Source organism: Paenarthrobacter sp. Y-19 (genome assembly GCF_029223985.1).
Taxonomy (GTDB): domain Bacteria; phylum Actinomycetota; class Actinomycetes; order Actinomycetales; family Micrococcaceae; genus Arthrobacter; species Arthrobacter nicotinovorans.
On sequence record NZ_CP119414.1, the window covers coordinates 3,444,181 to 3,458,343 of the forward strand.

The 14,163-nt window shown below is 60.9% G+C and carries 11 protein-coding genes and 1 pseudogene; 5 read left to right on the forward strand and 7 right to left on the reverse strand.

From position 1 onward, the window contains the following. Positions 1–95: 95 nt before the first annotated feature. The gene (locus PYR64_RS16075) at positions 96–1,043 is read left to right on the forward strand and encodes an NAD-dependent epimerase/dehydratase family protein (RefSeq protein ID WP_275776291.1); all 948 of its coding nucleotides are present in this window, start codon (positions 96–98) and stop codon (positions 1,041–1,043) included. Between the two features lie 496 nt (positions 1,044–1,539). Here the strand turns inward: PYR64_RS16075 and PYR64_RS16080 are convergent, their stop codons facing one another. The 7 genes from PYR64_RS16080 to PYR64_RS16110 all read right to left on the reverse strand — a co-directional run bounded on the left by PYR64_RS16080 (position 1,540) and on the right by PYR64_RS16110 (position 9,002). Next, positions 1,540–2,736, reverse strand: a complete 1,197-nt coding sequence (locus tag PYR64_RS16080; protein ID WP_275776293.1) for a Gfo/Idh/MocA family oxidoreductase — start codon at positions 2,734–2,736, stop codon at positions 1,540–1,542. A 5-nt stretch (positions 2,737–2,741) separates the two neighbouring features. Continuing rightward, positions 2,742–3,488 (reverse strand): ThuA domain-containing protein, encoded by a 747-nt coding sequence (locus PYR64_RS16085; protein WP_079582114.1) that lies wholly within the window; start codon positions 3,486–3,488, stop codon positions 2,742–2,744. A 1-nt stretch (position 3,489) separates the two neighbouring features. Then, entirely contained in the window at positions 3,490–4,593 is a 1,104-nt protein-coding gene (locus PYR64_RS16090; RefSeq protein WP_018778751.1) for a Gfo/Idh/MocA family oxidoreductase, read from the reverse strand. Positions 4,594–4,655: 62 nt separating this feature from the next. Next, a complete protein-coding gene (locus tag PYR64_RS16095) occupies positions 4,656–5,558 on the reverse strand; it encodes a carbohydrate ABC transporter permease (protein ID WP_275776298.1) in 903 nt (300 codons plus the stop codon). Beyond that, entirely contained in the window at positions 5,555–6,496 is a 942-nt protein-coding gene (locus PYR64_RS16100) for a sugar ABC transporter permease (RefSeq protein WP_275776300.1), read from the reverse strand. The genes PYR64_RS16095 and PYR64_RS16100 overlap by 4 nt, the downstream gene beginning before the upstream one ends. A gap of 2 nt (positions 6,497–6,498) precedes the next feature. Next, positions 6,499–7,806 carry an ABC transporter substrate-binding protein gene (locus PYR64_RS16105; protein WP_275776302.1) on the reverse strand — a complete coding sequence of 436 codons (1,308 nt, stop codon included), beginning with the start codon at positions 7,804–7,806 and terminating at the stop codon, positions 6,499–6,501. A gap of 200 nt (positions 7,807–8,006) precedes the next feature. Next, positions 8,007–9,002 (reverse strand): LacI family DNA-binding transcriptional regulator, encoded by a 996-nt coding sequence (locus tag PYR64_RS16110; protein ID WP_275776304.1) that lies wholly within the window; start codon positions 9,000–9,002, stop codon positions 8,007–8,009. An 849-nt stretch (positions 9,003–9,851) separates the two neighbouring features. Here PYR64_RS16110 and PYR64_RS16115 point away from each other — a divergent pair. The 4 genes and pseudogenes from PYR64_RS16115 to PYR64_RS16130 form a co-directional block, all read left to right on the forward strand. Then, entirely contained in the window at positions 9,852–10,937 is a 1,086-nt protein-coding gene (locus PYR64_RS16115; protein ID WP_275776305.1) for a DUF262 domain-containing protein, read from the forward strand. Between the two features lie 397 nt (positions 10,938–11,334). Beyond that, entirely contained in the window at positions 11,335–11,874 is a 540-nt protein-coding gene (locus PYR64_RS16120) for a hypothetical protein (protein WP_275776307.1), read from the forward strand. A 472-nt stretch (positions 11,875–12,346) separates the two neighbouring features. Further along, entirely contained in the window at positions 12,347–13,150 is an 804-nt protein-coding gene (locus PYR64_RS16125) for a TIM barrel protein (RefSeq protein WP_275776309.1), read from the forward strand. Positions 13,151–13,188: 38 nt separating this feature from the next. Further along, a pseudogene (locus PYR64_RS16130) lies at positions 13,189–14,085 on the forward strand (2-hydroxy-3-oxopropionate reductase); the annotation flags it as partial. Positions 14,086–14,163 lie beyond the last annotated feature (78 nt).

Genomic DNA, 14,163 nt, shown 5'->3' on the forward strand with positions numbered 1-14,163 from the left:
TAACTTCGCCTCCTACGCTGATGTAAGCAGTGTACACATAGCGCACTGACACGTCCACGCCGGCGCACAAAGCGCGTACGAAACCGAGGTTGAAAATGCAGACAATATTGGGCGCCAACGGCCAGATCGCAATCGAACTGGCCAAGGAGCTGCACCGTGCCTACACCGAGGACCTGCGGCTTGTCAGCCGGAACCCCCGTAAGGTCAACGAGTCGGATTCGCTGGTCAAGGCAGACCTGCTCGACGCCGAACAGACGGATGCGGCGGTCAAGGGCAGCGATATCGTCTACTTCACGGCTGGCCTCCCGGCGAACACGGAGCTGTGGGAAGCACAATTTCCCACCATGCTCCGCAACGCATTGGAAGCATCAAGGGCTGCCGGGGCCAAGTTCGTCTACTTCGACAACACCTACATGTACCCCCAGGACGATCGCGTTCAGACCGAAGAAACCTCGTTCGCGCCCGTGGGGCGTAAGGGAAAAGTCCGCGCGGACATGGCATCGATGGTGCTGGAGGAAATGGCCAGGGGCGATATTCCTGTCCTCATCGCCCGGGCACCCGAGTTCTACGGACCGGGCCGCACGCAGAGCTTCACCAATGCGCTCCTCATCGACCGCCTGAAGAAAGGCAAGAAGCCCTTCGTGCCCGTGCGGGACGACCGCGAAAGGACGCTGATCTGGACACCGGACGCCAGCCGGGCTCTCGCTCTTCTGGGCGACACGCCTGACGCTTTCGGGCAGACGTGGCACCTCCCGGTCGATGCGGAGTCACTGACCTACCGGCAGTTCGCCAACATCGCCAACGAGGCGTTCGGACAGGACGCCGGCTACACCGTCGTGCCCCGATGGGTTCTCAACGTCGCAGGACTGCTCTCAGCCCAAGTGCGCGAGTTGCGGGAACTTCTTCCGCGCTACGAACACCACAACCGCTTCAGCTCCTCGAAATTCACCTCACGGTTTCCTGAGTTCGCGGTAACTTCCCCTCGGGACGGCCTGGCAATCATATGCCGCGAAGCCGATTCGTCGCTGCCGGGTTCAGACTAAGGCGCCCAGTACCTGCTACATCTGGAACGGTGGTCGAGGAAGGCGGCAAAGCTGGTGGTTGCGTCATCGCATGAAAGTGACCCGTCGAAAGCGCCGCAGTATCGTCGTCTTCCTAGCTGGATTTATCTCTTTCGCTATGTTCTGGCCGGCCTTCGGCGTATTGCCTTCGCTCGGCATCGGGTTCGCAGCAGCAGCAGCCGCTATGGCAATTGATGCTGGAATAGCTTCTCGCCGCAATTCGCGACGGGCTTAGTTACTGCCTGGGCTCCCCTTGATGCTCCAACGCGGGTCCTGAATGTGGGACCTCTTGAATTTAGGTGATACCCGCAGAACCGGCAGAAAATTCGACTCAGGATCGTACGTTGGGCTTAATAAAAGATGTCCATGGCTGGTTGAGACATGTTTTATTAAGGCCGTCTGGCCCAACGGTCCGTGCCGCGGCGTCTGCGTTACGGACGCCCGTTTCCCGGCAGGGAACGACTTCAACCGTCTTTCTCTAGATAACTCCGACGACAGAGGAGTCTCGGTCGTTGATCTCGCCCATAGATCGAACCCCCGTCACCACACTCCTGTTCCGCGCCGACTCTTCGACGGCGGCCAGCACCCGCTGGATCTGCAGCCCGTCATCGAACGACGGCGACGGCGCCTCACCATCGCGGATGGCGCACAGGAAGTCCCGGATCTGGTGCGTGAACGTGTGCTCCCAACCGATGACGTGGCCCTGCGGCCACCACGCCGCAGCGTAAGGGTGCTCGGGCTCGTTGACCAGTATCCGCCGGAAGCCCTGCTTCCGCACGGGAACCGTAGCGTCCAGGAAACCGAGCTCGTTCAGGTTCTCCAGGTCGAACGTCAACGAACCCAAAGACCCGTAGATCTCTATCTTCAAAGAGTTCTTCTGTCCCGTAGCCACTCGTGACGCTTCTACGGAGGCACTCACGCCGCCGGTCAGGCCCAAAGTGGCCCACGCGGCGTCGTCGACTGTCACTTTCTCCAGCCCAGCGACACCGGGGCGTTCGGTCACAAAGGTCCGCAGCGTGCCGGTCACCTCGGTGACGGTTTGGCCCGTGAGGTGCTGGACCTGATCTATCGCGTGCGAAGCGATGTCGCCCAGCGCCCCGGAGCCGGCGGTCTCCTTCCGGAGCCGCCAGCTCATGGGGGTTTCGACGTCGGAGAGCCAGTCCTGCAGGTAGGCGGCACGGACGTGCCGCACGGTTCCAAGACGCCCTTCGGCAATCAGTTCGCGGGCCAATGCAAGTGCAGGAACGCGGCGGTAGTTGAAGCCGATCATCGATTGCACACCCCGGCCCCGCGCCGAAGCTGCGGCGGTAGCCATCAACTCGGCCTCTTCCAGAGTGTTGGCCAGCGGTTTCTCCACGAGCACATGCTTCCCGGCGGCCAGAGCTTCCAGAGCGATCTCCGCGTGCATCCACCCGGGCGCGCAGATATCCACAATGTCGATGTCGTCCCGCTCAATCACGGAACGCCAGTCCGTGGCTGACTCGGCCCAACCGTACTTGGCTGCGGCCTCGGCCACCGCCAAGGCGTCACGGCCAACCAGCACTTTCTGCTCGAAGGCCGGGACGTCGAAGAAGCTGGCCACGTTCCGCCACGCGTTCGAGTGGGCCTTCCCCATGAAGGCGTAACCGATGGCGGCCACGCCCAACGGACGGCCGCTAGGAAGAGGAGTGCTCATCGTCTTTAGGCCTCGAACCAGCCCCGTGAAGGGTTGGAAACCTCGGGTGACTCCCGGAAGACGCCCGGCTGGGCCACCCAGCCGACACCGTTGGCGATGACCTTCTGGATCTGTGGCTGGTGGTACACCGGGTATTCCTGGTCGCCGGGGCTGAAGTAGAAGATCCGGCCCTTGCCCCGGGAGAACGTCACGCCGGAACGGAACACCTCTCCCCCGGTAAACGAGCTGATGAAGATCAGGTCATCGGGCTCAGGGATATCGAACAGTTCGCCGTACATTTCCTGCTGCGGAATGACGATCGGGCTCTCAATGCCGGCTGCGATCGGGTGCGACGGCTTGACCGTCCACACCAGCTCGCGTTCGCCCTCGTTGCGCCACTTCAGCGAGCAGGTGGTTCCCAGCAAGCGGGTGAAGATCTTGGCGAAGTGCCCGGAGTGGAGCACCACAAGGCCCATGCCGCCGAGCACGTGGCGCTGCACGCGTTCCACTACTTCGTCAGCAACTTCCCCATGCGCAATGTGCCCCCACCACAGCAGCACGTCAGTCTGCTCCAGCACCTCTTCAGAAAGTCCATGCTCGGGATCGGCGAGTGTCGCCGTCGTGATTTCGGAGTCCGGGTAGAAGCCGCGCAGCCCGGCGGCGATGGCGCCGTGGATCCCTTCGGGGTACATCTCGCCGATGGTTGCAGGCTCGTTACGGGCCTCGTGGACAGCTTCGTTCCAGACGACAATCTTCAATTTCGCATCAGACATTTCAGAGCACCACTTCACGTTGTTCAAGGGCGGATTTGTAGCAGGCATCGAGCACCAGGGCCCGGCTGAGGGCGAGCGAACCGTCGTGGCTTCCCCACACGGTCTCGCCGCCGCGGACGGCGGCAATGAAGTCGTCGACGACGGCCTGGTGGGCTCGCCCGGGTTCGGCCACCACTTCGAAGTCCGCGTTTTCGCCGTCCTTCTCGGTGAAGACGTGGACGTCCGCTACCGGGTTCTCGGAGGCGCCGACCGAGCGCAAGTCCGCGCCGCCGTCGGTCCCGTAAACAGTGAAGTCCATCAGGTCCCGCTCGTCGCGGTACGTGGCCCAACCGGCTTCCAGGATCAGGGTTCCGCCGCCTTCCAGACGGATGAACGCGGAGGCGAAGTCTTCCACTTCAAACTTGTGGCTGGAGTTCGACGCCGTATACCTCGCGTTGCCGCCGAGGCCGCGCGGGCCGAGTTCGGAATGGGTCGACGCCGAGACGGCCAGGACTTTCGGCTCGCCGAGGAGGTGCAGCGAGTAGTCGAGGACGTGCACGCCGATGTCAGCGAGCGGTCCGCCGCCGGCCAGTTCGGGGTTGGTGAACCAGCTGCCCAGCATCGGAATGCCCTGCCTGCGCAGCCACGATGCCTTTGCGTAGTACGGGCGACCCAGCGTGCCGGCGTCGATCACTTCCTTGAGTGCCTGAATGTCGCCGCGGCGGCGATGGTTGAACGCGACGTCCAGGACGCGTCCGGCCTTGCGGGCGGCGTCCACCATTTGTTGACCCTCGACGGCGTTACGCGCCAACGGCTTTTCGCTCAGCACATGCAGTCCGCGCTCGAGCGAGGCAATGGCGATGGGTGCGTGCAGGAACGTCGGCACGGCGACGCTGACGGCGTCGAGGCCTTCCAGCTCGATCATGTCCTCCCACCGGGCGAACGCGTGCGGGATGCTGTACTCCTCCTTCAGCTGGGCAAGGAGGTCGGCCTCCATGCCCGCGACGGCGACGATCTCGACGCCGTCGATGTTGCTGTATGCCTTGAGGTGCTGCTGGCCGGCCCAACCGATGCCCACAACTCCCACTTTGAGGGTTGTGGACGGGGCCTGCTGCTGAATGCTCACGTTGTTCCTGTTCTTTCCGGGTTTCTGGGAGTCAGTGGGTGGATCTTGGATTTGTGACGGGGTCAGCCCTTGACCGCGCCGGCTGTCATGCCGGAAACGATGCGTTTCTGGCACAGCAGCACGAGGATCACGAGCGGGACAGTGATGATCACCGACGCGGCGCTGATGGTGCCGAGGGGTTGGTCGAACTCGCTGGTGCCGCTGAAAAACGCGATCGCGACAGGCACGGGCCGGGCTTCGGGCGAGGTGGTCAGCGTGACGGCCAGGAGGAATTCGTTCCAGACCGAGATGAACACCAGGATCGCCGTCGTCGCCAGGCCGGGGACCGCCAGCGGCAGGATGACTTTGCGGAACGCGGTGAACGGCGTGGCGCCATCCATGTACGCCGATTCCTCCAGCTCACGCGGAATCTCCTTGAAGAACGACGTCAGCGTGTAGATCGCCAGCGGCAACGCGAACGTCAGCTTCGGGATGATGAGGCCCAGCAGGGTGTCGTATAGTCCGATTTCGCGCCAGATGGAGAACATCGGGGCCGCGATGGCGATGGCCGGGAACGTGGTGACCGAGAGGATCAGCGTCAGGATCATCGCCTTGCGGCGCATCTTCAGCCGGGCCAGCGCATACGCGGCAAAGGACGCGAACACCAGGGCCACTGTTGTAGTCACGACGGCGATAATCACCGAATTGCGCAAGGCCAGGAGGAACTCGGGGTTCTGGAAGACCACCAGATAGTTCTCCAGGGTCGGCTGGCTCGGGAAGAGCTCACCTTGGGACAGGCTCGCGCCCTTCTTAAGGGAGGTGTTGACCAGCCAGTAGAACGGGATGAGCGAGAAGCCCATGACGGCCACCACGAACACCCAGACCATGGGGTGCAGTTTCGCTTCCCCACGCAAGCGACGACGTTTCGGCGCCTTGGCGCGCGTGGCGAGTTCCGGCGTCGGGCGTTCTGCGATCAGCGTGCTCATTGTTCCTCCTTCGCGACGTCGCGGATGTTGCCTCCGGCGAAGCGGACGTAGATAACGGAGACCACCATGACGGTGAGGAAGGTCAGGATGGACAGCGCCGAACCTTCGCCCACCAGCCGGTTTTCGCGCAGCTGGGTGTAGGCGAGCATGGACATGGATTCGGTGCCGTTGGCTCCGCGGGTGAGGACGAACGGCAGGTCGAAGACTCGGAGGGCGTCCATGGTGCGGAAGATCGCGGCAAGGACGATCGCCGGGCGCAGGAGCGGCAGGGTGATGTTCACGAAGGTCTGCCATTTGCTGGCGCCGTCGAGTTCCGCGGCTTCGTACGTTTCGGCGGAGATGACCTGCAGGCCGGCCAGGATGATGAGCGCCGCGAAGGGCGTGGTCTTCCAGACGTCGGCCATGACGATCACGGCCATCGCATAGCCGTGCTCACCGAGCCAGACGACGTCGCCGCCCGGCAGGCCCAGCGCGGAGAGGACGTTGGTGACCAGGCCCATGTTGGGCTGGAACATCGTTTGCCAGGTGATCGCGCTGACCACGGTGATGATGGCGTACGGCAGCAGCACCACGGTGCGCAGGACGGCGCGGCCCTTGAACGCGAGGTTGAGCAGGAGCGCCATGGCCGTGCCGAGGATAAGTTCCAGGCTGACGGAGAGGCCTGCGAAGAGGAAGGTCTGGCCGAACGCAGCCCACCACTCTTGGCTTGCGAGGGCGGTGATGTAGTTTTCCAGGCCGACAAAGCGTGACAGGCCTGCGGTGCGGACGCTGTACTGGTTCAGCGAAAGCCAGATCGCGTAGCCGATGGGGACCGCCGCAACCAGCGCCATGATGACCAGCGACGGTGCGGTCATGCGGAACGCGAGCTTGCGTTCGGCGCGGTCGCGGCCGCTTGTCTTCGCTGGGCCGCGGCTTGGCGGGATTGTTTTGAGGGCCATAGCTAGAAGCTCGCCTTGGCGGTGGTGATTTCGTCAGCCATCTTCTTCACGGCTTCCTCGGTGGAGGCGGTGCCGGAGAGGACGGCGTAGACGTTCTTGTAGATCGCCTGCGAGATCTGCGGGTAGACCGGGGAGATCGGGCGCGGCTTGGCACCCTTCACCGAGGCGAGGAGTTCCGTGGCGAACGGCATCTTTTCTAGCACAGCCGCGTCAGAATAGGCGGCCTCGTTGACCGGGGCCTGCGAGTAGTCCATGGCCACGTGCTTCTGCCAGTCCGGCGTGGTGGCGAAGTCGATGAATGCGACAGCCCCGGCCTGGTTGGTGGAGTGGGCCGAGATTGCGAGGTTCCAGCCGCCGAGCACGCCGGAGGCCTTGCCGCCTTCCCATGCCGGCAGGGGCGCCACGCCGAAGCTGGACGCCAGCGGTGTTGCGTTCAGCAACCGGTAGACGTGCGGCCAGTTGCGCTGGTATCCGAAGTCGCCGGACTCGTAGGCGAGGCGGGCCGGGTCTTCGTTGTAGGTGAGGACGGCACGGTCGGCTGAGCCATTCTTGAGGCCGTCGCTCATGAAGTTGAGGACGTCGCGGGTTTCCTTGGAGTCGATCGTGACGTCGCCCTGGTCGTTGAGGACTTCGCCGCCTGCGCTGTAGAGCATTTCGAGGAAGTTCACCGTGAGGCCCTCGTACTGCTTGCCTTGGTAGACGTATCCGTTGCCGGGAGCTTTGGCGGCTTCTGCGTAGAGCTGCTGCCAGGACTCGGGCTTGGCCACCTTGTCCTTCTGGTAGTAGATCAATCCGGCGTTGGTGAAGAAGGGCGAGCCCCAGTACTTGTCCTGGTACTTGGTGGTTTCCACAGTGGAGGGAATGAGCCGGTCCTTGTTGGCCTCAACCAACTTGGTCTGGTCCAGCAGCCAGCCTTGGGAGGCGAACTCGGAGGTCCAGATGACGTCCGTGACGAAGAGGTCGCACTCGGTGGACTTGCCTTCGAGCCGCTGCACAATCTGCGTGCGCGCCTCATCAGTGGTGGCGCCGATCTCGGTGTACTTGGCCGTGACCTTGCCGTTCGCCTTGGTGAACGCATCCGCCGTGCCCTTGTAGATACCGCTCGCGTCCTTGACGCCGCAGATGTTCACGGCACCGCTGGCGTTAGCGCCCGACGCCGGGTCGGCAGCTGCCGCTTGTTCGGCACCTTGGGGTGCTGCTCCCCCGCCACACGCGCTGAGGAGGAGGGCTGCTGCGATTGCGGTAGCCGCTAGGGCTTTGCGGTTTCTGGCTTTGTTCTGGAGCGGGAGAGCAGGTCGGTTCAATTCCACAAGTGGCTCCTTTGGTGGCTGTGGGTGGGTGGCGTTCAGTGCGCGTTCAGGCTGTCCCGCGTGCTGAGGGTGGCTTCTTTGCCGGTGGTTCTTGTGGTTCGTGGAATCGATTCCAAATGTTTTCAAAAGAATCGGCCTTGCGTCCGTGGAATCGATTCCAAAGTAGTGTGACAGGGACCACTGAGAGCTGTCAACCCTCTTTATTTGGTGGAGTCCCGGATGACGAGTTCGTGCGGGAGGAAGGTTCTCCCCTTGCGATGCGAGCCCTCGACGGTCATCCGTTCCAGGAGTTCAGCGAATGCCACGCGACCCATTTCGTAGGCTGGTTGCCTTACGGTGGTCAGCTCCGGGACACACATTTCTGCCTGGGCGGAGTCATCGAAACCGGCTACGGCGATGTCTTGTGGAACTCTGAGTCCGGCATCCGTGAGTTCCCGAACGCACCCGGCAGCGACGACGTCGGTCCCGCAGAAAACGGCGTCCGGGAGGTCTTTTGCTTTGAGGAGCTTCTTGGCGAGCGTACGGCCGGCGTGGAAGCCGAAGTTGCCTTCGCCGAACAGGATCTGGTCGGGTTCCAGGCCTTGCTCCGTGAGCGCTTGGCGGAAGCCCTCTTCCCGAAGCCGGCCCGAGCGGGCTCCCCTATGGGCGAGCATGGCCAGCTTCTTGGCACCCGTGTCGATCAGGTGTTTCGTGATGTCGTAGGCGGCCTGGCGGTCATCGATGGACACCCCGAATGCTGCCTCAGCGTCGACGATTTCACAGACCTGGATCACGCTCAGTTGCTCGGCGACGGAGTTGACGTCCTCGTCCGGCATCGTCGGCGAAAAGATGACAAGTCCGTCCACCGAGCCATTCCGCAGCATGTCCACCAGTTGCTGCTCGCGGTCGAGGTCTCCGTCGGTTGCGGCGATGAGGCTGACGTAGCCGCTGTCCGCCGCCGCGTCGCCGACTCCTCGGAAGACTTCGCTGATCACGAGGGAGTCCAAGTTCTTAGCAAGTGCCAGGACACGCATGGTCCGGTCTCTTCGAAGGTCTCTTGCTGAAGCGAGAGGACGATAGCTGAGCTGGCGGATGGCGGCGTTGACCTTCTCCTTGGCCGCCTCGCTGACAGCCGGGCTCCCGTTCAAGACGCGCGACACCGTCCCTACGGACACTCCCGCCGTTCTGGCGACGTCTTGAACTGTCGGCCTAGCCATTCGAATGCATCCTTCCGCAGCAGTCCCGGTGCCATCACGCAGCGTTCCTCAGATTATCTTGCACCACTTGTAGAAACTTACGACAATACTGTGATTGGGCTGCTTGATGGCCCGACCCTAGCGAAGACGATTCCGCAAAATCCTCAGCAGTGGCGTCGCCGTGCGCCGTCCAGACTTTGCCGATAAGCAGGGCAACAGTTCCCTCGTGGTTTTTCCCCTCAGGCAGGCGTCCCGGCCGGCATGATCGCCGCCAGCAACGATGACATAGCCTCACCTGAACAGGAGATCGCAGTAGCTTAAGGGCACACCAACATTACCGCACTGCCAAGTCCCAGGCCCCTCCGCGCCAGACACGCCTTGAGGCTTTATGCACCTGGCTGTCAGGAATCTTGGTAGCAAGATTATCTTTACAATTGACAACGAGGCTGATGCCATCCTCTGAAGCAGCGAACGACGCAACAGCGGGTGACGAAGCGCTTCGCCCTTTCCTGATTGTGTCCAGGCTTTACGCGCCTGTTTCCTGCTTCCCCAGCTTTCCTGAGGTGCATCAGGAAACTCTCTTCCACGTAAGCTGAACTGAAACAAGCCCCTATTGCTAAGAGCACCAAGCCTTTATCCTCTGGTGGAGTCGAAAGGAACTTATACTGGCGTGTAGCTTGCGGCGCGGCGCCAGCCCCGCTTCCGCAAAACGGACATATGAGGTTAGGCAACTTCAGAGCCCTCCGCGACAGCCCCGATGACGGACGATCTGGTCCCGACCCTTAACGACATCATCGTCGTTTCAATTGAGTAGACTACGAAAAGCCCTTCTATGGGATGTGGATGAGACTGGGAAATGGGGACAGACCATTGGATAGGTACTACGACGGTCAAACGCTGGAAGAAGCCGTTACCTACGCGCAGCGGGATGCCGTCATAGAAATTGCTGATCAAGGCCTGCTGTCGATATCTCAACTTGTGCAAAATGGCGCAATAGATGTTTCGCCAAAGTTTCAGCGTCGCGATCGGTGGCCACTAGATAAGCAAGCTCTCCTCATTGAGTCGTTTATATCAAATATCCCTGTTCCACCTGTGTATCTAGCCGAGGATGCAGCCTCGATAGGGTCATACTCGGTAATCGATGGGAAACAGCGCCTGACTGCCATCAGCCTGTTTTTCTCAAACAAGTTAATGCTTAAGGGCTTGGATAGGATACCTCAACTCAACGGAATGCGATTTCAGGATTTGCCTCAGGGACTTCAAAATCTTGTAAGCATGAAGAATCTTAGAGTAACCACTCTCCTTCGACAGTCGGACGATGACCTAAAGCATGAAGTATTTCTGCGACTCAACACAGGAGGCGAGATCCTCAATCAACAGGAAATTCGAAACGTGGCTTATCGCGGTCCTCTGAATGACCTAATTTATGAGCTCGCGGAATCAGATTTCCTTCGTCATCAGTTCAGGATCATCCCACCTGCTTCACCGGCATACCGCCAAATGGCAGACGCTGAATTTGTTTTGCGATATTTCACTCTTGAACGGTCTTGGCGAAACTCACGAGGTGAGCTGCGAGTAGAAATGGACCAGTTCATGCGTGAAAACCGCTTTGCCGATCCATCGCAACTGCGCCGACTAGCAGACTCGTTCAGGAGGAGCATTGAATCTGCCCACGTCATCTGGGGCCCGGATGCTTTCAAACGTCCCGGAAGGAATCAAGCATTAGCGGGCATGTATGACGCACAGATGCTCGCACTACATGAGCTCGGGGTAAAGAACCCTTCGGCCCTGGAGCCATTCGCAGGGAGAATTAGAGAAATCACGTGGGATCTCTTCCGCGATAAGGCCTTTGATGAGGCCGTGCGCCAGGGCACCAACACTCCCTCTAGACTGAGGCTGCGCACGGAGCGCATGCTGGAAGTACTCCACTTCGCTATCGGATCGTCGCTTACTTAAGATGAGCTCTAACTCGCGAAGAGCGTTCCTCGAAGGTGTTGCATCCCTAGAACAGACATTGGAGGAAAGCTGGGCCACGGAAAATACTCCAAGGGGGGCATTCGTTAGGCGCGGGCTTACCGTCGCTTCCTACAACCTCCTGGAGACCTTTATTCTGGAAAGGCTCGATGAACTAGCCGATTATTTGAACAGCGGAAATCTGCTATTTAGCGAGCTTCCTGGGCGTATGCAATTGCCTGCAATTCGAACCGCGATAGAAGTTTCTTCTTCAAAGGTAAGACGATTAGACGACAGCGAGTTGACCCAAATAGCGGTGTCTCTTGGAAGGTCGCTTGCGTCAATCCAAAGTACAGCGGTGTCCTTCACGTCGCTTTCTTGGATGTGGAGCGGGAGCAACATGAGCGCCGACGATTACAGATCTACATTGCGTAAGTTCCACGTTACTGACGCGTTCTCAAAGGTTCGTGAGCTTACAAGCCAATTGGGGTTCAGAGCCACAGATGCCACGACTGGCCAACCACTGGACCTGCGCGCACAGCTGGAGAATCTTGCGAAAGAACGTCATGCATCTGCCCATGATTCTTCGCATAGCGTTTCCACGATGTGGCTAAAAACAGTCGGAAACCTCCTTATTCGCTTTGGCCTAGGTTTTGACATATTGGCATCCGTCGGCGCAGCCAACCTCCGCGCCGGAACCCCCGACTATCTAGCAAATGATGAATGGATGACCGCACAACGAGTATCCGTGCACTTAGTTGTCGAACGAAAATCCGGCTTCGCCCACGTCCGCGAGATCGGCGGACGCGCGTCGAAGGTACTTCCGGACGGCGATGACCTGTTTCGACTCGCCAACCGCAATCGCGCGATCAGCGAGATAGTGGCCCGGCTCGATAGAAATGAGCGGGTAACTGACTGGACGATTCCAAGCGTCGGATGAACTAGTCCTGAATCGCCATACGGTTCAACTTGCTCGGCCATTACTGCCAGGGCGCCGGGTCCACGCAAGTTATACACTCCGTATACGCCGTACACCGCGACCCTAAGAACGGGCACCGAAGACACCCTCCGGAACTAGCCTTCTGCATAGACCTCTGAATTGCCAAGTGCTCCGCTGGTCCATAAGCCCCAGGCCGCGCCCCCAATGCCACGGGTACTCTCGCCCACTGGCGGCATGACTGTTCGTCACTTTTAGAGACTCGCCCAACAGATGCCGACTCGCGAGCCCGAACAGATTCTGGTATCCCAAACCCCCACCTCCCCACCCACCCCCTTGACTCCCACTCTCACCTTCTCTAAACTTTTCATAAAGCAGAATCTAAATTCCACAAAGCGGAACTGAGACCAAGCCTCAAGGCAGCAGTCAAGCACCCCGGAAGATAGATCCAAGCCCCTCCTCGGAAGGACCTACGATGACGTACACAGTGAACTGCTCCATCCTCCTGACGGAGCTGCCCTTGCTCGAGCGCCCCGCCGCCGCGAAGGCAGCCGGTTTTGACGCCGTCGAGTTCTGGTGGCCCTTCGCCACATCGGTTCCCACCGACAAAGAAACAACAGAGTTTGAAATCGCCATCAAGGACGCCGGCGTGCAGCTCACGGGCCTGAACTTCAACGCTGGCAACATGCCTGGCGGCGACCGCGGCCTGGTTTCCTGGAAGGGACGTTGCTCCGAGTTCAAGGACAACATCGACGTCGTAACCGGCATCGGTGAGCGCCTGGGCTGCAAGGCCTTCAACGCCCTCTACGGCAACCGCCAGGACGAGTTCACCCCTGAAGAGCAGGACGAACTCGCCGCCAAGAACCTCGCCGCAGCAGCAGAAGGCGTCGCCCGCATCGGCGGCACCGTCCTCCTCGAACCGGTCAGCGGCGCACCCAAGTACCCGCTCCTCACCGCCGAAGACGCACTCAATGTCATCGCCCGCGTCAAGGCAGAATCCGGCGCACAGAACATCAAGCTCCTCGCCGACTTTTACCACCTGGCAGTCAACGGCGACGATGTCGAATCCGTCATCGAGAACCACGCCAAGGACTTCGGCCACATCCAGATCGCCGACAACCCCGGCCGCGGCGCTCCCGGAACCGGGACGCTCCCCCTCGGCGAATGGATCGCCCGCAGCCGCGAACTCGGCTACGAGGGCTACATCGGTTTGGAATACAAGGAACCGCAGGAGACGGCATTCAGCTGGGCCATCCGCCAGCGCGCCAACGCCAACTAAGCACCCAGCTCAACAAGCACACCTGAGCTAAAAAGACTTTCAGAAAGAGAACCACAATGAGCAACGTTGCAGTCATCGGCCTCGGAATCATGGGCCTCCCCATGGCCATCAACCTCGTCAAGGCCGGCCACACGGTCACCGGTTTCAACCGCAGCCAGGACAAGATCGACAAGCTCGTCTCCGAGGGCGGCCAGGGTGCCACCAGCATCGCGGACGCAGTCAAGGACGCCGACGTCGTCATCACCATGGTCCCGGACTCCCCCGATGTTGAGGGCGTAGTCAGCGGCAAGGACGGCGTCTTCGCCAACGCGAAGAAGGGCACCATCTGGATCGACGCATCCAGCATCCGCCCGGACGTCGCAAAGCGCCTCTCCGAAGATGCAGTAGCAGCAGGCATCCGCCCGCTCGACGCTCCCGTATCCGGTGGTGAACAGGGCGCCATCGACGCCGTCCTGTCCATCATGGTCGGCGGCGAAGCTGCAGACTTCGAGGCAGCACAGGATGTCCTCAACGCAGTGGGCAAGACCATCGTCCACGTCGGCCCGTCCGGCTCCGGCCAGACCGTCAAGGCAGCCAACCAGCTGATCGTAGCCGTCAACATTCAGGTCCTCGGCGAGGCCATCGCCTTCCTTGAGGCCTACGGCGTAGACACCGACGCAGCACTGAAGGTCCTGGGCGGCGGCTTGGCCGGCTCCAAGGTCCTCGAGCAGAAGGGTCAGAAGATGCTCGACCGTAACTTCGACCCCGGCTTCCGCCTGGCCCTCCACCACAAGGACCTCGGCATCGTCACCTCCGCAGCCCGCGAAGCCAACGTCGCTGTCCCGCTCGGCGCCGTCGTCGCCCAGCTCGTCGCCGCAACCGTCAACCAGGGCGACGGCGGCCTCGACCACTCGGGCCTCTTCAAGCAGGTCCTCCAGCTCAGCGGCAGGAAGTAACCAGCCCCCCCACGGCAAAAGAGTTTTTGTACAGCTGACGCCCGGAAAGCACCTTCTAGAAGGCGTTATCTGTACACA

Bases quoted from the DNA above. Each gene is read 5' to 3' on its own strand.
- PYR64_RS16075 (WP_275776291.1), top strand. From the start codon at position 96: ATGCAGACAATATTGGGCGCCAACGGCCAGATCGCAATCGAACTGGCC.
- PYR64_RS16080 (WP_275776293.1), bottom strand. From the start codon at position 2,736: ATGAGCACTCCTCTTCCTAGCGGCCGTCCGTTGGGCGTGGCCGCCATC.
- PYR64_RS16085 (WP_079582114.1), bottom strand. From the start codon at position 3,488: ATGTCTGATGCGAAATTGAAGATTGTCGTCTGGAACGAAGCTGTCCAC.
- PYR64_RS16095 (WP_275776298.1), bottom strand. From the start codon at position 5,558: ATGAGCACGCTGATCGCAGAACGCCCGACGCCGGAACTCGCCACGCGC.
- PYR64_RS16100 (WP_275776300.1), bottom strand. From the start codon at position 6,496: ATGGCCCTCAAAACAATCCCGCCAAGCCGCGGCCCAGCGAAGACAAGC.
- PYR64_RS16110 (WP_275776304.1), bottom strand. From the start codon at position 9,002: ATGGCTAGGCCGACAGTTCAAGACGTCGCCAGAACGGCGGGAGTGTCC.
- PYR64_RS16120 (WP_275776307.1), top strand. From the start codon at position 11,335: ATGAGCGCCGACGATTACAGATCTACATTGCGTAAGTTCCACGTTACT.
- PYR64_RS16125 (WP_275776309.1), top strand. From the start codon at position 12,347: ATGACGTACACAGTGAACTGCTCCATCCTCCTGACGGAGCTGCCCTTG.